The organism is Bradyrhizobium yuanmingense, assembly GCF_900094575.1.
GTDB lineage: Bacteria > Pseudomonadota > Alphaproteobacteria > Rhizobiales > Xanthobacteraceae > Bradyrhizobium > Bradyrhizobium yuanmingense.
In genome coordinates this window covers 833,143-852,694 of the sequence record NZ_FMAE01000001.1, presented here as the reverse complement: position 1 = coordinate 852,694, position 19,552 = coordinate 833,143, and the positions used below count along the sequence as shown (strand labels likewise).

The 19,552-nt window shown below is 64.8% G+C and carries 18 protein-coding genes; 11 read left to right on the top strand and 7 right to left on the bottom strand.

The genetic code is table 11. The features are described from left to right. Window positions 1–14 precede the first annotated feature (14 nt). Window positions 15–1,919, top strand: a complete 1,905-nt coding sequence (locus GA0061099_RS03925) for a diguanylate cyclase domain-containing protein (protein ID WP_074447542.1) — start codon at window positions 15–17, stop codon at window positions 1,917–1,919. A 31-nt stretch (window positions 1,920–1,950) separates the two neighbouring features. Here GA0061099_RS03925 and GA0061099_RS03920 read toward each other — a convergent pair whose 3' ends face one another. After that, window positions 1,951–3,174, bottom strand: a complete 1,224-nt coding sequence (locus tag GA0061099_RS03920) for a polyhydroxyalkanoate depolymerase (protein ID WP_081492994.1) — start codon at window positions 3,172–3,174, stop codon at window positions 1,951–1,953. A gap of 165 nt (window positions 3,175–3,339) precedes the next feature. Here GA0061099_RS03920 and GA0061099_RS03915 point away from each other — a divergent pair, with 165 nt between their 5' ends. Next, the gene (locus tag GA0061099_RS03915) at window positions 3,340–3,996 is read left to right on the top strand and encodes a glutathione S-transferase family protein (RefSeq protein ID WP_036013147.1); all 657 of its coding nucleotides are present in this window, start codon (window positions 3,340–3,342) and stop codon (window positions 3,994–3,996) included. 279 nt (window positions 3,997–4,275) lie between these two features. Here GA0061099_RS03915 and GA0061099_RS03910 read toward each other — a convergent pair whose 3' ends face one another. Continuing rightward, the gene (locus GA0061099_RS03910) at window positions 4,276–4,500 is read right to left on the bottom strand and encodes a hypothetical protein (protein WP_036028537.1); all 225 of its coding nucleotides are present in this window, start codon (window positions 4,498–4,500) and stop codon (window positions 4,276–4,278) included. A gap of 183 nt (window positions 4,501–4,683) precedes the next feature. Between GA0061099_RS03910 and GA0061099_RS03905 the strand changes: the two genes are divergently transcribed. Beyond that, window positions 4,684–5,040, top strand: coding sequence for a hypothetical protein (locus GA0061099_RS03905; protein WP_036028535.1), 357 nt, complete (start codon window positions 4,684–4,686; stop codon window positions 5,038–5,040). A gap of 9 nt (window positions 5,041–5,049) precedes the next feature. On the opposite strand, the gene GA0061099_RS03900 is transcribed toward GA0061099_RS03905, so the two are convergent. Continuing rightward, on the bottom strand, window positions 5,050–6,153 hold the full coding sequence (locus tag GA0061099_RS03900; protein ID WP_036028533.1) for a mandelate racemase/muconate lactonizing enzyme family protein: 1,104 nt from the start codon (window positions 6,151–6,153) through the stop codon (window positions 5,050–5,052). A gap of 172 nt (window positions 6,154–6,325) precedes the next feature. On the opposite strand from GA0061099_RS03900, the gene GA0061099_RS03895 reads away from it, so the two are divergent. The 4 genes from GA0061099_RS03895 (at window position 6,326) to GA0061099_RS03875 (ending at window position 10,598) form a co-directional block, all read left to right on the top strand. Continuing rightward, the gene (locus GA0061099_RS03895) at window positions 6,326–7,159 is read left to right on the top strand and encodes an AraC family transcriptional regulator (RefSeq protein ID WP_036013167.1); all 834 of its coding nucleotides are present in this window, start codon (window positions 6,326–6,328) and stop codon (window positions 7,157–7,159) included. A 136-nt stretch (window positions 7,160–7,295) separates the two neighbouring features. Beyond that, window positions 7,296–8,222, top strand: a complete 927-nt coding sequence (locus GA0061099_RS03890) for an SMP-30/gluconolactonase/LRE family protein (protein WP_036013170.1) — start codon at window positions 7,296–7,298, stop codon at window positions 8,220–8,222. 119 nt (window positions 8,223–8,341) lie between these two features. Next, complete coding sequence (locus GA0061099_RS03880; RefSeq protein WP_036028531.1) at window positions 8,342–8,935, top strand: GNAT family N-acetyltransferase; 594 nt, start codon at window positions 8,342–8,344, stop codon at window positions 8,933–8,935. 16 nt (window positions 8,936–8,951) lie between these two features. Further along, the gene (locus tag GA0061099_RS03875; RefSeq protein WP_036028528.1) at window positions 8,952–10,598 is read left to right on the top strand and encodes a GMC family oxidoreductase; all 1,647 of its coding nucleotides are present in this window, start codon (window positions 8,952–8,954) and stop codon (window positions 10,596–10,598) included. Window positions 10,599–11,917: 1,319 nt separating this feature from the next. Here GA0061099_RS03875 and GA0061099_RS03865 read toward each other — a convergent pair. Further along, on the bottom strand, window positions 11,918–12,760 hold the full coding sequence (locus GA0061099_RS03865) for an AAA family ATPase (RefSeq protein WP_036013181.1): 843 nt from the start codon (window positions 12,758–12,760) through the stop codon (window positions 11,918–11,920). A 105-nt stretch (window positions 12,761–12,865) separates the two neighbouring features. After that, window positions 12,866–13,111: a GlsB/YeaQ/YmgE family stress response membrane protein gene (locus tag GA0061099_RS03860; RefSeq protein ID WP_036028526.1), complete on the bottom strand. Its 246-nt coding sequence runs from the start codon at window positions 13,109–13,111 to the stop codon at window positions 12,866–12,868. Window positions 13,112–13,234: 123 nt separating this feature from the next. Between GA0061099_RS03860 and GA0061099_RS03855 the strand changes: the two genes are divergently transcribed. The 3 genes from GA0061099_RS03855 to sseA all read left to right on the top strand — a co-directional run bounded on the left by GA0061099_RS03855 (window position 13,235) and on the right by sseA (window position 15,950). Further along, a complete protein-coding gene (locus GA0061099_RS03855) occupies window positions 13,235–14,410 on the top strand; it encodes a vWA domain-containing protein (protein ID WP_036028524.1) in 1,176 nt (391 codons plus the stop codon). A 130-nt stretch (window positions 14,411–14,540) separates the two neighbouring features. Next, entirely contained in the window at window positions 14,541–14,954 is a 414-nt protein-coding gene (locus tag GA0061099_RS03850; RefSeq protein ID WP_028179894.1) for a rhodanese-like domain-containing protein, read from the top strand. A gap of 138 nt (window positions 14,955–15,092) precedes the next feature. Beyond that, the gene (gene sseA, locus GA0061099_RS03845) at window positions 15,093–15,950 is read left to right on the top strand and encodes a 3-mercaptopyruvate sulfurtransferase (protein WP_036028518.1); all 858 of its coding nucleotides are present in this window, start codon (window positions 15,093–15,095) and stop codon (window positions 15,948–15,950) included. 179 nt (window positions 15,951–16,129) lie between these two features. On the opposite strand, the gene GA0061099_RS03840 is transcribed toward sseA, so the two are convergent. Next, a complete protein-coding gene (locus tag GA0061099_RS03840) occupies window positions 16,130–16,900 on the bottom strand; it encodes a hypothetical protein (protein ID WP_050996045.1) in 771 nt (256 codons plus the stop codon). 368 nt (window positions 16,901–17,268) lie between these two features. On the opposite strand from GA0061099_RS03840, the gene GA0061099_RS03835 reads away from it, so the two are divergent. Then, a complete protein-coding gene (locus tag GA0061099_RS03835; RefSeq protein WP_036028560.1) occupies window positions 17,269–18,465 on the top strand; it encodes a L,D-transpeptidase family protein in 1,197 nt (398 codons plus the stop codon). 55 nt (window positions 18,466–18,520) lie between these two features. Here GA0061099_RS03835 and GA0061099_RS03830 read toward each other — a convergent pair whose 3' ends face one another. Beyond that, window positions 18,521–19,483 carry a D-2-hydroxyacid dehydrogenase family protein gene (locus GA0061099_RS03830; protein ID WP_036028514.1) on the bottom strand — a complete coding sequence of 321 codons (963 nt, stop codon included), beginning with the start codon at window positions 19,481–19,483 and terminating at the stop codon, window positions 18,521–18,523. Window positions 19,484–19,552: the final 69 nt, after the last annotated feature.

Below are 19,552 nucleotides of genomic sequence, written 5' to 3'. Positions count from 1 at the left end.
GCAGGGAGCATCTCTTGATCGATCACCGCAGCGATCTTCGGAAGGGGCGTCTGACGCTCTGGGCCTCCGCGTTCGTGGCGGTCGCTTGCTTGGCGATTTTCGCGCTCAGCGGCTGGCGGGAGTGGTCCCAGCGACAGACGCTGCTGAAGGGCTCGGAAACAGACGTGGCCAATCTGGCCCGGTCGGTGACGCAACACGCGGACGATACGTTCGAACTCGCGGACACCGTTCTCAATGTGTTGGTCGGCCAACTCGAACTCGAGGGGACCAGCCCGGCGGCGATCGCGAAGATTCAGACCTTTCTTTCCCGGCGCAAAGCCGCGAACCGGATTCGAGCTGTGTTCGTCTATGACGAGACCGGCCGCTGGCTCGCAACCAGCGAGCCCGTGGATTTCGCCGGCCTCAACAACAGCGACCGCGAGTATTTCCAGCATCATCGCGCCGTGGCTGAGCGAGGAACCTTCATTGGGGGTCCAGTGAGGAGCAGATCGGGGGGGCAATGGATCATCACTGCGTCAAGGCGCTTCGATCATCCTGACGGCAGTTTTGCCGGAGTGGCTCTTACCACGATCGATGTCGACTATTTTTTGCAATTCTATCGCGGATTCGACGTTGGCCAGAACGGCTCAATTGCACTGGCGACCGCGAAGGGCGTTGTCCTCGCGCGTAGCCCGGACAACGGATATACGGGTCGCGATCTGTCGAATGCACCGCTTTTTAGGAATTTCCGCGAGCGGCCAAGTGCGGACGTCTACTACTTCACGTCGCCTCTCGACGGCGTTCGGCGTCTGAGCTTTTATCAACTCAGCAGTCGCTACCCTGTTGTCGTGGTTGCGACGGAATCGGAAGACGACGTCTTGGCCCCCTGGCGCAAAGCGGCGCTGACGCGCGTGGTTGCGGTGCTGGGACTGATAGGAGGGCTCGCTGTTGCGGGGGTTTGGCTGGTGCGCCAGTTGCACATGCGGCAGAAGATGGCCGCTGCTCTGATCGCCAAGGAGGCGGATTTTCGTCTCCTCGCGGAGCAGTCGGGAGACATGGTCATGCGTATAGCGGTCGATGGACGGATTCTCTATACGTCGCCGTCCAGCGCGCGAGTCCTCGGCTGGGCTCCGAACGAATTGGTGGATACGTCGGCCCTCGCCGGCATAAATCCGGCGGATCTGGCGCGGGTTGAGGAGACGATCTCCGCGTTGATGAACGGCGAAGCCGAGGAGGCGAGAATCACTTATCGCACTCGGCATCGCGAGAAAGGCGAGGTCTGGATCGAAACCGCGCTGCGCGTCGCCAGGAGTGCGCAGAGTGGAGACATCAACGGCGTGGTGGCGATCTCGCGCGACATGACCGAACGTAAGGACCTGGAAGATAAGCTGGCGGCTCTCGCCAGTTCGGATGGCCTGACGGACTTGGCAAACCGCAGACACTTCGACGAGCGGCTAGAGGCGGAATGGGACCGAGCCAGGCGCGAAGGAAGGCCTCTGTCACTGTTGCTGATGGATGTCGATCATTTCAAGAGTTTCAATGATCAGTACGGGCATCAGGCGGGCGATGCATGTCTCCGCTCGGTCGCCGGGGTCCTGGCAGAACAGGCCCGGCGGCCAGCAGACTTGGCCGCTCGGTATGGTGGTGAGGAATTCGCCTTGCTGCTACCAAATACGGACACGGGAGGGTGCGAGCAGGTCGGCGAGCGAATCCGGCAAGCGATTCAAGACCTCGGCATCCTGCACGCGCTCAACCCGCCATCCAAGCAGGTCACCCTCAGTATTGGTGGCGCCACACATATGTCGTTCGGCGATAATGCTGATTTCACGTCGTTGATAGCGGCCGCGGATAAGGCGCTCTACGCCGCCAAGGAGAGCGGGCGCAACCGCCTTGTGATGTCAGGGCAAATCATCGCGTGGCCCAGCGCGATACGAGCTTGAAGAGTAGCTCTCGTGCGCCCCGGCGTGCGCCTCACGAATTCACGTGCACGAAATCCCGCAGCAGCGGATAGATCTCGTTGTTCCAGCGCTTGCCGGAGAACACGCCGTAATGGCCGACGCCGGCCTGCATGTGGTGGACGCGGCGATAGGCGCGTACGCCGGTGCAGAGGTCCTGGGCGGCGAGCGTCTGGCCGATCGAGCAGATGTCGTCCTTCTCGCCCTCGACCGTCATCAGCCCCATGCGGCTGACCGCCCTGGTGTTCACCGGACGGCCGCGATGCATCAGCTTGCCTTGCGGCAGGAGATGCTCCTGGAACACGTCGCGCACGGTCTCGATGTAGAATTCGGCCGGCAGATCCATCACGGCGAAATATTCGTCGTAGAAGGTCTTGATGGTCGCGGCCTTCTCCTTCTCGCCCTTGGCGATGTGGTTGGCGAGGTCGAGATGCTGCTTGATGTGGCGCTCGAGATTCATCGAGACGAAGGCGGTGAGCTGCACGAAGCCGGGATACACCTTGCGCAGAGCGCCGCGGCACTGCACCGGCACGTAGTTGATCAGATTGCGCTCGAACCATTCGATCGGCTTGCTCTTGGCGAATTCGTTGACCCTGGTCGGCTGGATCCGTGTGTCGATCGGGCCGGCCATCAGCGTCAGCGTCGCCGGGCGCGAGGGATGGTTGTCCTCGCACATGATCGCGGCGGCCGCGAGCGCGGAGACGGACGGCTGGCAGATCGCCACCATGTGCGGGCGCGGCCCGAGCTGCCCGAGGAAGTCGATCAGGTGCTCGGTGTAGTCGTCGAGCCCGAAGCGGCCCTCGCTGCGCGGGATGTCGCGCGGATTGTGCCAGTCGGTGATGTAGACGTCGTGGTCCTGCAGCAGCGTCTTCACGGTGCCGCGCAGGAGCGTGGCGAAGTGTCCGGACATCGGCGCAACCAGCAGCATGCGCGGCTGCTCGGCCACGCCGTGTTTCCTGAAGTGCAGCAGCGAGCCGAACGGCGTCGCGTAGGCGATCTCCTCGCTGACCGCGACGTCGCGGTTGCCCACCATGACGCTGTCGATGCCGTAGGCGGGACGGTCATAGGTGAGGGTGGAGCGCGAGATCAGCTCCAGCGCGGCCGAAAGCCGGCCGACCACTTGGTCCGATGAGCCCTGAGGCACCAGATTGAGGAATTTGAGTGCGGACGAAGCCCCCGCGCGCCATGGCGCCGTCAGGTCCATGTGGTTCTGAAAAGCCTGATAATACATCGACATCATACTGAAGCGCCCACTTGCCTCCTGTCGTGATGCAATATCGAAGCCAGACGGGAGCCGGACCGCCCGGAAAATTGGCACGTCGCTTGCTGCGCCCCGGTCGGGTAGGCACAGATCACGGGCACGCACGCGCGGCGGTGCGTTGCCCAGGCGTGAGGGAAGGGCTCTATGGCGAAGGCGACACTGACCATCAGCAGCAAGAACTACTCGTCCTGGTCGCTGCGTGGCTGGCTGCTGACGAAATTCTCCGGGCTCGATTTCGAGGAGATCGTCACCGCGCCGGACGATCCGTCGGCGCGTGCGGAGATCCTGCTGCTGTCGTCCTCGATCCTGGTGCCGTGCCTGCGGCACGAGAGCGCCGTGGTCTGGGACACGCTGGCGATTGCCGAATATCTCAACGAGGTCATGCCGGACGCCGGCCTGTTGCCGGCCGACCGCATCCAGCGCGCCCATTGCCGCTCGATCTCGGGCGAAATCCATTCCGGCTTCACCACGCTGCGCGCCTCGCTGCCGGTCAACCTGAAGGGGCACTTTCCCGGCTTCAAGATCTGGTCGCGGGCGCAGGCCGATATCGACCGGGTCTGGTTCATCTGGCGCGACTGCCTGGAGAAATCGGGCGGTCCCTTCCTGTTTGGCGAGAAGCGCACCATGGCGGATGCGATGTACGCTCCCGTCGTAACGCGCTTCGTGACCTATGACGTCAAGCTCGCACCGCCGCTCAAGGCCTATGCCGACACCATCATGGCCATGCCCGAGATGCAGGAATGGGTCGCGGCGGCGAAGGAGGAGCCGGCCGAGATCGAGGAGCTCGAGGTCGAGTATTAGGCAGGCGTTGCACGGCCTGCCTGTTTCGAGGGCGGCGGCCGTCCGCTGCGGACCGCAGCGCTATGCCTTTGCAACAATTAACCTTTGGACCCGGTGACAGGCGCCTGCGATCCGGCCGGCTGCGCAGATATTGTGCGCCCCTGCCGGACCGCAGCGAGATCTAGCCGTGAACAGGTGCGTACAAGGCGCTTCGGCTGATTCGGACGTGATTCGTTCGGGCCGCGTTCCGAAGGTTAAAGCGCAGCGCGGCCCCGTCGCATTTTGAAACAGACACCGCCTTCAGGCGGCCCCGCGCTGCTTCAGGCGCGGCAGGCGCCAGCCGATCACGGTTGCTTCCACCGCAATCCCGGCCTCGTGGTTTTGCCAGCGTCCTTCGACATAGCGGCAGGCGAACGGCAGTTGATACGTCCCGCTGTGATCCTCGCACAGCACTTCAAGTGGCAGGCCCGGCGGTGGTTCTCCGGCGCCGTCGAATTCCGCCAAACGTCTATCGCGCGTTGCCATTCCGAAAATCTCCCCTAAACAAAGCCGCGGAGAGCGCCCACTTCTCCCGCATGCGGTTCACTGCTCCCCGTCCCAGGGGAACGGGCCCAAGCTCAACGCGAGAATGCGGTGCGAGTGTGGTAGCCTCACGCTGCAGCGCGCAAACAGCGCACATTGATGTGATCGACTGGCCGAGGAACTTTCATGCTGCTTCGAAACGCCGGAATTTGTTTCGCAATGTTGCTGCTCGCCACGCTGGCGCCTCTGCCGGTGCTCGCGCAGGACGTGCCCGGCATCGAGATCTGCACGGTCGAGAAAACCATGGAGCGCCGCACCAGCTGCCTCCAGAGCAATGTCGACTTCCTGCAGAAGACGATCACCAAGCTCAGCCTCGACCATCAGCAAAAGCTGGATGTTGCCAATCGCCAGATCGATGCGCTGAAGACAGCCATCGCCGGCCTGCAGAAGACGCTTCTCGATCTCCAGGCCGCGCAGGCGAAGACCACTGAGGATCTGAAGAAGAAGCAGGACGCGCCGCCGGCGAAGGATGCTGCGAAATAGGCGCGTCGATCACGCGACGCGATATCGCTCCATCACGCCACGATCGGGCTCGTAGCCGAGCCCGGGACCCGCCGGCACCGCGACATGGCCGCTTGCATCGACATCGGCGCGGCCGCCCCAGAGGCAGGCTTCGCGCTTTAAATAGAACATCTCGACCAGCCCGTCGTCGCGCGTCGCGAGCAGATGCAGCGTCGCCAGCAGGCCCGGGCCAAAGTAAGGCGAGTGCGGCACGATCCTGATGCCGAGCCGATCGGCCAAGCCTGCGACCTTCAGGAATTCCGTGATGCCGCCGACCTTGATGACTGACGGCTGGGCGTGGCTGACCGCGCCCGCTTCCATCATCTGGCGGAATTGATATTCGGTGCAGGCATTCTCGCCGGCGGCAATTCCGAGCCCGCTCTTGCTGCGCACCTCGGCAAGCGTGGCGAAGTCTTCCGGCGGCCAGACCGGCTCTTCCAGGAACATCGGCTGCGCGTCGCGGCATGTCGCCGCGAACGCGATCGCCTGGTCCCCGGTCAGCGGGCAGTTCATGTCGACCATCAGTGGAATCCTCGGACCGATCGCTTCGCGCGCGGCAAGCACCGCAGGCGTCGTGGTCTCGTGCAGCTTGATCGCGCCATAGCCGAGCGCGAGCGCCTTCCTGCATTCGGCGGCGATGTTGTCGGGCGAGCCGATCCGGAGCAGGCTCGCGTAAGCCGGGATCGCCGTGCGCCTGATCTCGCCCAGCAGGCGGTGCAGCGGCACGCCCGCGACCTTCGCGGCGAGGTCCCACAATGCGATATCGAGCCCGGAGATCGCGAACATGGTGATGCCGTAGCGGCCGAACAGATGCAAATTGCGCTGGATCTGCTCCATCACGGCGGGGATGCCGGCCGCATCGGGCACCTCCAGCCCGCGGGCCTGCGGTGCGATCATCTCCTCGACGGCGCTGCGCGTCGTGCGCGGGCAGACATAGGCGAAAGCATCGCCCCAGCCGGTCAGCCCGGCATCGGTCGTGACCTCGACGAGGACCATGTCGAGTGCGGTGATGGCGGACGCGCCCTGGCGGAAGCTCGCGACACCGGCATCATAGGGGATGCGGATATGGTGCGCCCGCACATCGGTGATTTCCATGACCCGGTTCCTCTTTCTCGTGAGCGGTTTCGGCGAGTGTAGCCACGAACACCGGGGCGTTGCCAGCTTCCATTGACCGGCTATCCTCATGCAAACGACAGCAATGCCGATCAAGCAAAGTGATGCCGATCGGCGCATCATCACCGCGCTTCGAACGAGAGCCTGAACCGCCATGAATCCAGCCCAGCGCGCGCTCTGGTATATCGAGAGCCATCTGGCCGAGCCGATGACGCTCGACGAGATCGCTGCGATCTCGGGCGTGTCGCGGTTCCACATTGTGCGTGCGTTTGCCGCAGCCGTCGGTCTGCCGGTGATGCGCTACGTGCGCGCGCGGCGGCTGACGGAGGCGGCGCGCAGTCTGGCAAAGGGCGCACCTGACATCCTGTCGCTGGCACTGGAGGCGGATTACGGCTCGCACGAAGCTTTCACCCGCGCGTTCCGCGACCAATTCGGCACCACGCCCGAAGCGGTGAGGGCGGCAGCGTGCGTCAACCAGCTCAGGCTACAGGAGCCGATCCTCATGGATTCCACCATGCTCGACCATCTTGCCCCACCGCGTTTCGAGACCGCAAAGGCCTTCCTCGTCGCCGGTTGCGCCGAGCGCATCTCCTGCGACAACGGTGCCATGATCCCTGGTCTGTGGCAGCGCTTCAATCAGGAGGTCGCCGACATCCCCGCGCGGGTCGGTCACGTCGCCTACGGCGTCTGCTGCAACGGCGATGATGCCGGCAATTTCGATTACATTGCCGGCGTCGAGGTCGCCGATTTCTCCGACCTGCCGCGCCGCTTCGGTCGCATCCGCATTCCGGAGCAGCGCTATGCGGTGTTCACGCACAAGGATCACGTCGCCTCGATCCGGCGCACCGTCAACACGATCTGGAATCAATGGCTGCCGGCGTCTGGCCTGAAAGCCGCGGACGCGCCCAACTTCGAGCGCTATGACGAGAAATTCGATCCCGCGACCGGCCATGGCGGCTTTGAAATCTGGATACCGGTGCGAGAGTAACACGCAACGCTGGCATACCGTCCCGCTTGCTTGGCAAGCCCCGGCGACTTTGCCATAACCGCAGGCAAATCTTGCCTGCGGGGGCCCGAGCCGGACATCCCGTGCAAGCCATAACAAGCCGCCGGGAGGGTCTCCAATGTCCAGCGTCCGCGTTCTCGCCACCGACCTCGAATTTCCCGAAGGGCCGGTCGTGATGCCGGACGGTTCGGTGGTGCTGGTGGAGATCCGGGGACAGCGCCTGACGCGCGTCTATCCCGACGGCCGCAAGGAGATCGTGGCGAAGATTCCCGGCGGCCCGAATGGCGCCGCGCTCGGACCCGACGGCAAGATCTACGTCTGCAACAATGGCGGCTTCTCCTGGATTCCGGCCGGCAAGATGATCATGCCGGGTCCGCAGCCGGACGATTATCTCGGCGGCGCGATCCAGCGCGTCGATCTGCAATCCGGCAAGGTCGAGACCGTCGTGACCAAATGTGGCGCGCACGATCTGCGCGGGCCGAACGACCTCGTCTTCGACAAGCACGGCGGCCTCTGGTTCTCCGACCTCGGCAAGCGGCGCGCGCGCGAGATGGATGTCGGCGGCATGTATTACCTCAAGCCCGGCATGAGCGAGATCGTCGAAATCGTGCATGGCGTATTGCCGGCGAACGGCATCGGCCTGTCGCCGGACGAGAATACGGTCTACATCGCGGAGACGCCGACCGGGCGGCTTTGGGCCTATGAGCTCTCGGCGCCGGGCACGCTCAAGCCGCGCGATCCGATTTATCGCGGCGAGCGCGGCCAGCCGATCTGCGGCCTTGGCGGCTACCAGATGTTCGACTCGCTCGCGGTGGAAGCGAACGGCAATGTCTGTGTCGCCACGCTCGTCTCCGGCTGCATCTCGGTGATCGCGCCCGACGGCACCCTGGTGGAACAGGTTCCGACCGGCGACCGCGTCACCACCAACATCGCCTTCGGCGGCCCCGAGCTGAAGACCGCCTATATCACGCTGTCGGGCAAGGGCGAGCTGATCGCCATGGACTGGCCGCGCGGCGGATTGCCGTTGAATTTTCTGAACAAGTGACAATCGCGTAAAACGCGATTGTCATCCCGGGGCTATGCGGAGCATAGAACCCGGGATCTCGAGATTCCGGGTTCGGCTCTTCAAGCCGCCCCGGAATGACAATCATAAGGAACGATAGAATGCCCTGGCCCGATCCCATCACCCTGCGCGGACAGCATGCCCGTCTCGAGCCGCTGTCGCATGACCATCGCGAAGGGCTGGTCGAGGCGGTCAAGGACGGCGAGCTGTCGAAGCTGTGGTACACCGCAATCCCGCTGCCGGAGGACATGGGCAAGGAGATCGACCGCCGCTTAGGCCTGCAGGCCGCGGGCTCGATGCTGCCCTTCACCGTGTTCGATGCCGGCGGCAAGATCGTCGGCATGACCACCTACATGAACATCGATGCCACCAACCGCCGCGTCGAGATCGGCTCGACCTGGTATGGCAAGAGCGCGCAGCGCGGCCCGCTCAACACGCAGTGCAAGCTGCTGCTGCTGCGCCATGCCTTCGAGACGCTGAACTGCATCGCGGTCGAGTTCCGCACGCACTTCTTCAACCACCAGAGCCGCCGCGCCATCGAGCGCCTGGGCGCCAAGCAGGACGGTATCCTGCGCAGCCACCAGATCGCGCCGAACGGCACCTTGCGCGATACTGTCGTCTACAGCATCACCGCCGCTGAATGGCCGACGGTGCAGGCGCATCTCGAATTCCAACTCAACGACAAGCCGCGCTAGGGGCGGCCGAGGGACCATGGATAGATTTGATTATGTGATCGTAGGCGCGGGCTCCGCCGGTTGCGTGCTCACCAGTCGGCTCAGCGAGGACCCCAACACCTCCGTTTGCGTGCTCGAGGCGGGCCCGTCCGACTGGCATCCCTACATCCATCTGCCGGCGGGCTTCATCAAGACCTTCCACATGAAGAGCATCAACTGGGCCTACCAGCAGGAGCCCGGTCCGTGGACCGGCGGGCGCAGCATCTACGCGCCGCGCGGCAAGACGCTCGGCGGCTCGTCCTCGATCAACGGCCACATCTACAATCGCGGCCAGCGCATGGATTTCGACACCTGGGCGCAGATGGGCAATCGCGGCTGGGGCTATGCCGACGTGCTGCCCTACTTCCGGCGGCTGGAGAAGCGGATCGGCGAGGGCGAGGACACCTATCGCGGCCGCGACGGCAGCCTCATCGTCACCACCATGAACTGGCGCGATCCGCTCTGCGAGGCCTTCATGGAAGGCGCGGTCTCGCTCGGCATTCCCCGCAACCCCGATTACAACGGCAAGACCCAGGAAGGCGTCTCCTACTGCCAGCGCACCATCAACAACGGCCTGCGCGTCTCCGGCGCGACCGCGTTCCTCAAGCCGGCGATGAAGCGGCCCAACGTGCATGTGCATACGCATGCGCACGCGACCGAGATCATCTTCGAGGGCAAGCGCGCGGTCGGCGTGCGCTACATGAAGGGCGGTCGCGGCGGCCAGCCGGTCGAGGTGCGCGCCAACAAGGAGGTGATCCTGTCCGGCGGCAGCTATAATTCGCCGCAGCTGCTGCAGCTCTCCGGTATCGGTTCGCCGGACCTATTGCAGCAGCACGGCATTGCCGTGCGTCACGCGCTACCGGTCGGCGAAGGCCTGCAGGACCATTACGCCCCGCGCACGGTGGCGCGCGTCAAGGACATCAAGACCATCAACGAGCTCCGCCGCGGCTTCTCGCTGTGGATCGAGGCGTTGAAATGGGCGACCCAGCGCAAGGGCCTGCTGTCGCTGTCGCCGACCATGGTCTATTGCTTCTGGCATTCCGGCGAGAGCGCCGAGAGCTCCGACCTGCAGCTCACCTTCACGCCGGCTTCTTACAAAGAAGGCGTGCAGGGCCAGCTCGAGGACGAGCCCGGCATGACCGTGGCGTCCTGGCAGCAGCGTCCCGAGAGCCGCGGCTATGTCCGGATCCGCTCCAGCGATCCGTTCGCGCCGCCGATCATCCAGACCAATTATCTCGACGCCGAGCTCGACCGCCGCGTCATCGTCGGCGGCATGAAGCTGGCGCGGCGCCTCTTGAAGAGTGCGCCGCTCTCGCCCTATTACGCCTACGAGGATTTCCCCGGCCCCAACGTCAACACCGACGACGAATTCCTAGCCGCCGCCACCCAACGCGGCACCACCACCTTCCACCCCGGCTGCACCTGCCGCATGGGCCCGGCGGATTCCACCTGGGCCGTCGTCGACGACCACCTCCGCGTCCACGGCCTCGAAGGCCTCCGCGTCATCGACGCCTCCGTCATGCCGCGCATGATCTCGGCGAATTTGAATGCGTCGACGATGATGATCGCCGACCGCGCCTCCGACCTCATCCGCGGTAAGCAGCCGCTGGAAGCCGCAAGGATTCCGGACGCAGCGGTGGCGTGATATCTTCGTAGGGTGGGTTAGCCAGCGGCGGCGCGAAGCGCGGCCGTAGGCGTAACCCACCGTTTCTTTCGATGTGAAAACGAGCCGTGGCGGTTACGCCTTCGGCCAATCCGCCCTACGCGCTTCACCGATAGGCAAAACGCCAAATGCCCCAATCCGGCGCTGAGCGGCAATCCGTTGGCCAGATTGCCATCTGCGGCATCGTCTTTCTCTGCACCGCTATTCCGCTCGGTCTGCTGCTCCGCGTGGGCTGGCGCGATTGGACCCTCCTTGCCGGCCTCTGGGCCATAATGTACTTCATGGGCGGAATAGGATGGTTTCCTCGGCCCACACCAGTTCAAAAGGCCTTCTCATATGGTCTGCTCGTAGGCACGGTGCTGCCGGCGCTGGAGTGGGCGGCGACGCTTCACGGCCCGTAGCCCGTCGGGCAAAACACCCCGTCACCCCGTCAACCCCTCTCCATAAAATATTCCGCTTTACCGAAATTCGGAATTGCGGCATAGATCGAACCAGCCCGGCTCACGAAAGAGGGGCGGTTCGCGAGTCGTTCGAAACGCGGGCCGGGTTGCGGTGGACGCGGCAGCGTCGGCACGATGGGTGCGGGCAGGGCGGGTAGTCCCTGTGAGCCCGAGGCCGCGTGCAGACGAACGGCGCTGAAGTCCGGCGAAGCCTCTTGGCGAAGCCGGATGAGCTGCGTACGGCAAAACCGTGTGGTCCTGGCCGTCGTTGCTACGGTCAAGCCTCTTGCGGAGATGCGCGCGAGCCCAACCGGGCGGACGGCATCGTCAATTCGCGGGGCGAGGGAGGCCAGAAGGAATTCGGCTCCCGGGAGAGCACGGCATAAGCCGTCCGACCATCGCGCAGGGAAGGCCGAGTGATCGGCGACACCTGTATGCTGCTGTGCGGTTTCTCTGCGTGTGCTTTTCGCGCAGCGGACCGCGGGTGCCCGTCGGCACCCGGTCTTCCCTGCGCCCTCTTTCTTTTGGGGCGACGGAATGAAGCAAAGCTCGGGCGAGATGAGCCGCGAGGCTGCGAAGCTGTGTCTGCAAATTGAATTGCCAGCGGAGAACGACGCCGTTGCTCCTTGCTCCGTCATTGCGAGCGCAGCGAAGCAATCCAGACTGTTTCCGCGGAGGGATTCTGGTTGCTTCGCTGCGCTCGCAATGACGGGATCGGGAGGCTGCTCGCGACACACTCGATATCGTAGGGTGGGCAAAGCGAAGCGTGCCCACGATCTGCATCCATCACGGAGGAATGGTGGGCACGGCGCTATGCGCCTTTGCCCACCCCACGGCACCATGCGACGCGTTACGGCGTGCCTACACTTCCCTTCGGCTCAAGAACGCCAGCCGCTCGAACAGATGCACGTCCTGCTCGTTCTTGAGCAGCGCGCCGTGCAGTGGTGGAATCAGCTTGCGCGGGTCGCGTTCGCGCAGCTGCTCGGCGCTCATGTCCTCGTTGAGCAGCAGCTTGAGCCAGTCGAGCAGCTCCGAGGTCGACGGCTTCTTCTTCAGGCCCGGGACCTCGCGCACCTCAAAGAAGATGCGCAGCGCTTCCTCGACCAGGCGCTTCTTGATGCCGGGGAAGTGCACGTCGATGATGCGGCCCATCGTGTCGGCGTCGGGGAACTTGATGTAGTGGAAGAAGCAGCGGCGCAGGAACGCGTCGGGCAGCTCCTTCTCGTTGTTGGAGGTGATCATCATGATCGGGCGCTGCTTCGCCTTGATCGTCTCGCCGGTCTCGTAGACATGGAATTCCATGCGGTCGAGCTCGAGCAGCAGATCGTTGGGGAATTCGATGTCGGCCTTGTCGATCTCGTCGATCAGGAGCACCGGGCGCTGCTCGCTGGTGAAGGCGTCCCACAGCTTGCCGCGCTTGATGTAGTTCCGGATGTCGGATACGCGCGCATCGCCGAGCTGGCTGTCGCGCAGGCGCGACACCGCGTCGTATTCGTAGAGGCCCTGCTGCGCCTTGGTGGTGGACTTGATGTGCCAGGTCAGAAGCGGCGCGTTCAGCGCCTTCGCCACTTCCTCCGCCAGCACCGTCTTGCCGGTGCCGGGCTCGCCCTTCACCAGGAGCGGACGCTCGAGCACGATCGACGCATTCACGGCGACCTTGAGATCGTCGGTCGCAACATAGTCCTTGGTGCCGGTAAACTTCATTGCTCGTCCTTGTTGGTCGTCGTCGCCGGGCATCGCCAATTTCATGCCCTGGTCACGACAAGCGAACGGCCGCTCGAGGCGGCCGTTCCTGGTTCGGTCAGGCTTTCAGACCCGTTTTATCAGCGAAAGGATGACGAGCACAATCACCGCGCCGATCGTGGCATCGACGATGGCGCCGATTGTGCCCGTTGCCAGCTGGATGTGCAGCTGTGGCAGAACCCAGCTCGCCACCAGCGCGCCGATGATGCCGACGACGATGTTGCCGATCAGCCCAAATCCCGCCCCATGGACAATCTTGCCCGCAAGCCAGCCGGCGATGGCACCGATGATCAGCGCTGCGAGAATTCCCATTGCAAACGTCCCCCAAACAACCCCTCATTGTCGCCAATTCTAGAGCAAAAAGCCTGCCGGTCCAGCGTCCCGCGACGGTCTGCGCCCCTTGACGTTCGCCACCCGACGGGCAATCTGTTACCCATGTTCCTGCAATTCTTCACCTCTCTGCGCGATGCGCAGGTCCCCGTGACGCTGCGCGAATACCTCACGCTGATGGAGGCGCTCGACGCTGACCTTGCGGACTATACGGTCGAGAATTTCTATTACCTGTCGCGCGCCTCGCTGGTGAAGGACGAGCGCAATCTCGACAAGTTCGACCGCGTCTTCGGCACGGTGTTCAAGGGGCTGGAAAGCCTGCTCGACGCCATGGAGAAGGCGGAGATCCCCGAGGAGTGGCTGAAGAAGCTCGCCGAGAAATACCTGACCGAAGAAGAAAAGAAGCAGATCGAGGCCATGGGCTGGGACAAGCTCATGGAGACCTTGAAGAAGCGCCTCGAGGAGCAGAAGGGCCGGCACCAGGGCGGCTCGAAATGGATCGGCACCGCCGGCACCTCGCCGTTCGGCGCGCACGGCTACAACCCCGAAGGCGTGCGCATCGGCCAGGAGAAGAACCGCAACAACCGCGCCGTGAAGGTGTGGGACAAGCGCGAGTTTCGGGATCTCGACGGCAATGTTGAGCTCGGCATCCGCAACATCAAGGTGGCGCTGCGGCGCCTGCGCAAGTTCGCGCGCACCGGCGCGCCCGATGAGCTCGATCTCGACACCACCATTCGCGAGACCGCCAATCACGGCTACCTCGACGTGCACATGCGCCCCGAGCGGCGCAACGCGGTGAAGCTCTTGGTGTTCTTCGACATTGGCGGCTCAATGGATGCGCATATCGAGCAGGTCGAGGAGCTGTTCTCGGCGGCGAAGAGCGAGTTCAAGCACATGGAGTATTTCTACTTCCACAATTGCCTCTATGAGGGCGTGTGGAAGCAGAACAAGCGCCGCTTCACCGACCGCACGCCGACCTGGGACGTGCTGCACAAATACCCGCACGACTACAAGGTCGTGTTCGTCGGCGATGCCTCGATGTCGCCTTACGAGATCATGGTGCCCGGCGGCTCGGTCGAACACGTCAACGAGGAGCCCGGCTCGGTCTGGCTCGACCGCATCATCCGCACCTATCCGCATACGGTGTGGCTGAACCCGGTGCAGCAGAAGCACTGGGACTATTCGGAATCCACCACCATCATCAAGCGCATCTTCGCCAATCGGATGTATCCGATCACGATCGAGGGGCTGGAAGCCGCGATGAAGGAATTGACGCATTGATGCCTCCCGTCGTCATTCCGGGGCGCCCGAAGGGCGAACCCGGAATCCATCGGGCCGCAGTGCATGTAGAGGAATAGATTCCGGGCTCGCGCTACGCGCGCCCCTGAATGACAACAAGAGGGAGAAGCACGTGCCCCAGACCATCACCCGCGGCATCAAGGCGCTGATCGACGAGGCCAATGCCGAGATCGAGACGCTCACCGCCAAGGACGCCATCGAGATCTCCAAGAACGGCGACGTCGTCATCGTCGACATCCGCGATCCCCGCGAGATCGAGCGCGACGGCCGCATCCCCGGCGCCTTCGCCTGCACCCGCGGCATGCTCGAATTCTGGATCGACCCGCAGAGCCCGTACGCAAAACCGATCTTCCAGGAAGACAAGAAGTTCGTGTTCCACTGCGCCGGGGGCTTACGCTCCGCGCTCGCCGCCAAGACCGCGCAGGACATGGGCCTCAAGCCCGTCGCCCACATCGCCGGCGGCTACGCCGCCTGGCGCGATGCCGGCGGGCCCACGGAGAAGTGGGAGCCGAAGAAGAAGGGGTGAGGGCCTTGCCCTCTCCACCCGTCATTCCGGGGCACGCGAAGCGTGAGCCCGGAATCCATTGATCCACAGAGTCTGAGGCACGATGGATTCCGGGCTCGTGCTTCGCACGCCCCGGAATGACCAACGGAGAATGCTTCAATGACCACCGCCACCGACCCCCTCGTCTCCACCGAATGGCTCGCCGCTCACATCGGCGATGCCAACGTCAAGATCCTCGACGCCAGCTTCAAGCTGCCGGGCGTGCTGCCGCTGCCGAAGGACGACTATCTCGCCGCGCATCTGCCGGGCGCCGTGTTCTTCGACGTCGATGCGGTGTCGGATCATTCCAACCCGCTGCCGCACATGTTTCCGAGCGCCGAGCAGTTCGGCCGCGACGTCGGCAATCTCGGCATCTCCAACGCGGACACCGTCGTGCTCTATGATGCCGGCGGCTGGGTCGCAGCGCCGCGTGCGTGGTGGATGTTCCTGTCCTATGGCCACAGCAACGTGCGCATTCTCAATGGCGGTCTGAAGAAGTGGCGCACTGAGGGACGCGCGACCGAGAGCGGCGAGGTCAAGCCGAAGCCGACGACCTTCACGGCGAGCTATGACGCAAACCGCGTGCGCAGCATGCAGCAACTGATCGCCAATGTCGAAAGCCGCAACGAGCAGGTGATCGACGCGCGCGCCGCCGATCGCTTCGAAGGCCGCGCGCCCGAGCCGCGCCCGGGCATCCGCTCCGGTCACATCCCCGGCGCCCGCAACGTGCCCTACAATCTGCTGTTCGACGCCGCGACCGGCGAGATGAAGCCGCTCGACGAGCTCCGCGCCGCCTTCACCAATGCCGGCGTCGAGCTGGATGCGCCGATCGTGACGAGCTGCGGCTCCGGCGTCTCGGCCGGCGTGCTGACGCTCGCGCTCTACCGCCTCGGCATCACCGACACCGCGCTCTATGACGGCTCGTGGTCGGAATGGGGCCAGGCCGGCGGCCCGGCCATCGCGACCGGCCCGGCTTGAGGTTGCAGCCACGATGACGGTGCGCTCCCTCGCCCCGTTCTTACGGGGAGAGGGTTGGGGTGAGGGGCCTCTCTCCACACGATGAGACTATCGACGGACCTGTACCCCCTCACCCGGAATCCGCGCGACGCGCGTATTCCGACCTCTCCCCGCAAGCGGGGAGAGGTGAAGAAGTAAGATCACCGCGTGCGTGCGGTCGTTGTTGTCGCGAAAGCCGGCTGCTGCTGACCGAACGGATCGAGCTGCTGCTGCAGCTGCTGAGGCGGCGGGCGCCGCACCACGCGCTGGCGCTTCTTGGCCTTGGCCTTGCGCTTGGTCGCCTTGCTGTCCGACTTGGTGCTCTCGGCCTTGCTGCTCTCGGCCTTGACCTTCGCCGGCGCGTCCGTCGCCGCTGTGGCGGCGTTCAGCGCAGCGAGCCTTGCGGAGGCGACATCGAGCGCCGCGGCGGCGAGGGTCGGGTCAGCTGGTTCCGGCTCGCTGGCGATTGCGGCAGGCTGGGCCTCGGGAATCCCGGCCGTGGTGTCGGCGGGGGTCAGCGTATCGATGGAAGCCGGCGCTGCGGCCGTCACGGTCGGTTCGGGCTTGGCTGCTTCGATGGCCGGCACTTCAGCCAGGGGCGCGGCGGCCTCGGGCTGGACGTCGGTCTCGGTCGTCAGTGCAGCAACCTGTTCGGGCTCGCTCAGGGGCAGAGCGATGGTCGGCACCTGGTCGCGCAGCGATGGCGTGGTCTCGGCAGGTGGCTCCGGCTCGGTCCGCAGCACCGCGAGCACCGGCTGGGCCGGCTCGGGCGCCTGCGCAAACATTTGCTCCTGCGGCCCGTTCCGCCAGCCGGGGTTGTTGACATATTGCTGATGGGTCGCCCGGAGCAGAGCGGCGGCCCCTAGGCCGAACACCAGGATGGAGGTTGACAGCAGGATCGCGGCAAACAGGAAGCGAAAGCCGGGAAGCATTGAGCGATTGCGAATTTCCGCCCCGGCGGCGGAAGTAGCCGGGGCTCAAGAGCCATCTGAACGCGGTGACGGTACTGCTTGCCGCGTTCGCCACGCGGGATCGGAGCTCAAAAAGGTGGCGAATCAGGCTGATTCGACCATATCGCAACGTCTCCGCATCGTTCCGTTAAAATCGCGGCCGACCATCGCGCCAATCGAAGGCGCGATACGATTTCAGCCCCGTGATGCAACGGGGCAACGGTAGTCTTGCGGATCACAAATCGGCAAGTCCGGCGCAAATAAGCCTGATATGTCTTGAATGTGCCGCTATCTTCCGTCATCTGGCCGTTAACGGTCCGGTCGGGCTTGGGGACTATACAAGAGCGATGATGATCAAACACTTTCTGACGATATGCGCTGCCGCAACAGTCGCTGCGGCGGGAACCTCGCTCGCTCAGGCTCAGAGCTATCCGATCCAGCAGGTGCCAAGCTATGGCGCGCCTGCCGAATATCGGCCCGGTGACCGCATGCCGAATTTCGACGCGCTCGACGAAGGCGACGAGGCGATGCCGCATGCCTCGCTGCCCCCGCCCGGTCCGGCCGACGATCCGCGCTACGGTCGTCCGATGGGCGCGCCTCCGGTCTATTCGGCCGCCCCACCCCAAGGTCCGGTGATGTCGCCGGATGATCCGCGCTATGGGCGCCCGGCTGGCGCCCCGCCGGTCTATTCGGCCGCGCCGCAGGGCCCCGTGATGTCGCCCGACGATCCCCGCTACGGCCGCCCCGCCGGTCCGCCGGCGGTGATCTACGCCGACCGTCCGCCTCAGCAATCGCCCGCCAACGATGGCCTGCGTCCGCCCGAGTCTGTGGGCGGTCCCTCCGCGACTGGGACGGTCCAGGCCGGACAGCCGCCCGTGGGCACGGATGGCCGCCCGGTGACCCTGGCCGCGCTGCCGCCCGAGGAGCAGCCCGATGCCGCGCCGGTGCAGCTGCCGCCGAACCTGCGCCGTCAGGAGGTCGCGTTCCAGACCAAGGAGCCGGCCGGCACGCTCGTGGTCGATACGCCCAACACCTACCTCTATTACGTGCTCGGAGGCGGCCGTGCGATCCGCTACGGCGTCCGAGTCGGCCGCGACGGCTTCACCTGGACGGGCGTGCAGAAGATCACCCGCAAGGCCGAGTGGCCGGATTGGCATCCGCCGACCGAGATGATCGAGCGTCAGCCCTATCTGCCGCGCTTCATGGCCGGCGGCCCGGGTAATCCGCTCGGCGCCCGCGCGATGTATCTAGGTTCGACCGTCTACCGCATCCACGGCACCAACCAGCCCTCGACGATCGGCAAGTTCGTCTCCTCCGGCTGCATCGGCATGCTGAACGAGGACGTCTCCGACCTGTTCGAGCGCGTCAAGGTCGGCACCCGCGTTGTCGTGATGCCGGGTGGTCCGCCGCCGGGAACGGCGACGGCCTCCGCTGCGCCGACGCAGAGCGCTGCCGGGCCGGCTCCGATGTCCGCCCAGGCGGGCCCGGTCCCGGGGACGCAGCCCACCGTTGTGCCGCCGCTGCCCGCGCCGGTCACCGTGCGCTGAGGGCCTCAACTCGATGAGATTGCGAAGGGCGTGCCGTCGGCACGCCCTTTTCGTTTCAGGCCAGCTTCCGCGGCAGCTCGCCGCCTTTGGTGAAGGCGTCGATCGCCTCGACCATCTGGCCGTAATGGATGCGCAGACCATCCGTGGTGGCGTAGCCCAGATGCGGCGTCAGCACGAGATTGTCGAGCTTGCGGAAGGGATGGTCGACCGGCAGCGGCTCGACCGAGAACACGTCCAGGCCGGCGCCTGCGATCTTGCGCTGCTGCAAAGCGTCCAGCAGCGCCTGCTCATCCACGATCGGCCCGCGCGCGGTGTTGACCAGGAAGGCCGTCGGTTTCATCCGCGCAAGATCCGCGCGGCTGACGAGGCCACGCGAGCGCTCGCTCAGCACCACGTGGATGGTGACGATGTCGGCCTTGGCGAACAGCTCCTCCTTGGTGGCGTAGCCGACGCCAACAGAAGCGCACTTTTCCGGCGTCAGGTTCGGGCTCCAGGCGATCACGTTCATGCCGAACGCTTTCGCAATGCCCGCCATCTTGCTGCCGAGCTTGCCGAGCCCGACGACGCCGAGCGTCAGCCCTTCGATCTCGACTCCGGCAAATGTCTGCCAGGACTCGCCCGCATGCATGCGCGCGTTCTCTCGGCCGATGCCGCGGGTCAATTCCAGGATCAGGCCCATCGTGAGCGGCGCCGTCGGATCGCGGGAATATTGCGTGCCGCCGATGGCGATGCCGCGCGCTTTCGCGGCCTCGATGTCGATCGCAGCGTTGCGCATGCCCGAGGTCAGCAGCAGCTTCAGCTTCGGCAGGCGATCGAACAGGCTCTTGGGAAACGCCGTGCGCTCGCGCATCGCGCAGATGATTTCGAAGTCGGTGAGCGCACTGGCTGCGGCCTGCTCGGAGGCGAAGGGATGGCTGAACACGGTGACGTCGACGCGATCCGACAATTTCGGCCAGTCGGCGACGTCGAGGGCGAGATTGAAATAGTCGTCGAGGATTGCGCAGCGCAGCCGGCTCATCAGCGTTCATCCATGGCGAGAGGTGAAGGCGCCAGGCGGGCGCCGTCATCGGAACCTGGCCATGGTTTG

Excerpts from the sequence above, each read along its gene's own strand:
- GA0061099_RS03920 (WP_081492994.1), bottom strand. The coding sequence starts at position 3,174 with ATGATGTCGATGTATTATCAGGCTTTTCAGAACCACATGGACCTGACG.
- GA0061099_RS03915 (WP_036013147.1), top strand. The coding sequence starts at position 3,340 with ATGGCGAAGGCGACACTGACCATCAGCAGCAAGAACTACTCGTCCTGG.
- GA0061099_RS03910 (WP_036028537.1), bottom strand. The coding sequence starts at position 4,500 with ATGGCAACGCGCGATAGACGTTTGGCGGAATTCGACGGCGCCGGAGAA.
- GA0061099_RS03905 (WP_036028535.1), top strand. The coding sequence starts at position 4,684 with ATGCTGCTTCGAAACGCCGGAATTTGTTTCGCAATGTTGCTGCTCGCC.
- GA0061099_RS03900 (WP_036028533.1), bottom strand. The coding sequence starts at position 6,153 with ATGGAAATCACCGATGTGCGGGCGCACCATATCCGCATCCCCTATGAT.
- GA0061099_RS03895 (WP_036013167.1), top strand. The coding sequence starts at position 6,326 with ATGAATCCAGCCCAGCGCGCGCTCTGGTATATCGAGAGCCATCTGGCC.
- GA0061099_RS03890 (WP_036013170.1), top strand. The coding sequence starts at position 7,296 with ATGTCCAGCGTCCGCGTTCTCGCCACCGACCTCGAATTTCCCGAAGGG.
- GA0061099_RS03880 (WP_036028531.1), top strand. The coding sequence starts at position 8,342 with ATGCCCTGGCCCGATCCCATCACCCTGCGCGGACAGCATGCCCGTCTC.
- GA0061099_RS03875 (WP_036028528.1), top strand. The coding sequence starts at position 8,952 with ATGGATAGATTTGATTATGTGATCGTAGGCGCGGGCTCCGCCGGTTGC.
- GA0061099_RS03865 (WP_036013181.1), bottom strand. The coding sequence starts at position 12,760 with ATGAAGTTTACCGGCACCAAGGACTATGTTGCGACCGACGATCTCAAG.
- GA0061099_RS03860 (WP_036028526.1), bottom strand. The coding sequence starts at position 13,111 with ATGGGAATTCTCGCAGCGCTGATCATCGGTGCCATCGCCGGCTGGCTT.
- GA0061099_RS03855 (WP_036028524.1), top strand. The coding sequence starts at position 13,235 with ATGTTCCTGCAATTCTTCACCTCTCTGCGCGATGCGCAGGTCCCCGTG.
- sseA (WP_036028518.1), top strand. The coding sequence starts at position 15,093 with ATGACCACCGCCACCGACCCCCTCGTCTCCACCGAATGGCTCGCCGCT.
- GA0061099_RS03840 (WP_050996045.1), bottom strand. The coding sequence starts at position 16,900 with ATGCTTCCCGGCTTTCGCTTCCTGTTTGCCGCGATCCTGCTGTCAACC.
- GA0061099_RS03835 (WP_036028560.1), top strand. The coding sequence starts at position 17,269 with ATGATCAAACACTTTCTGACGATATGCGCTGCCGCAACAGTCGCTGCG.
- GA0061099_RS03830 (WP_036028514.1), bottom strand. The coding sequence starts at position 19,483 with ATGAGCCGGCTGCGCTGCGCAATCCTCGACGACTATTTCAATCTCGCC.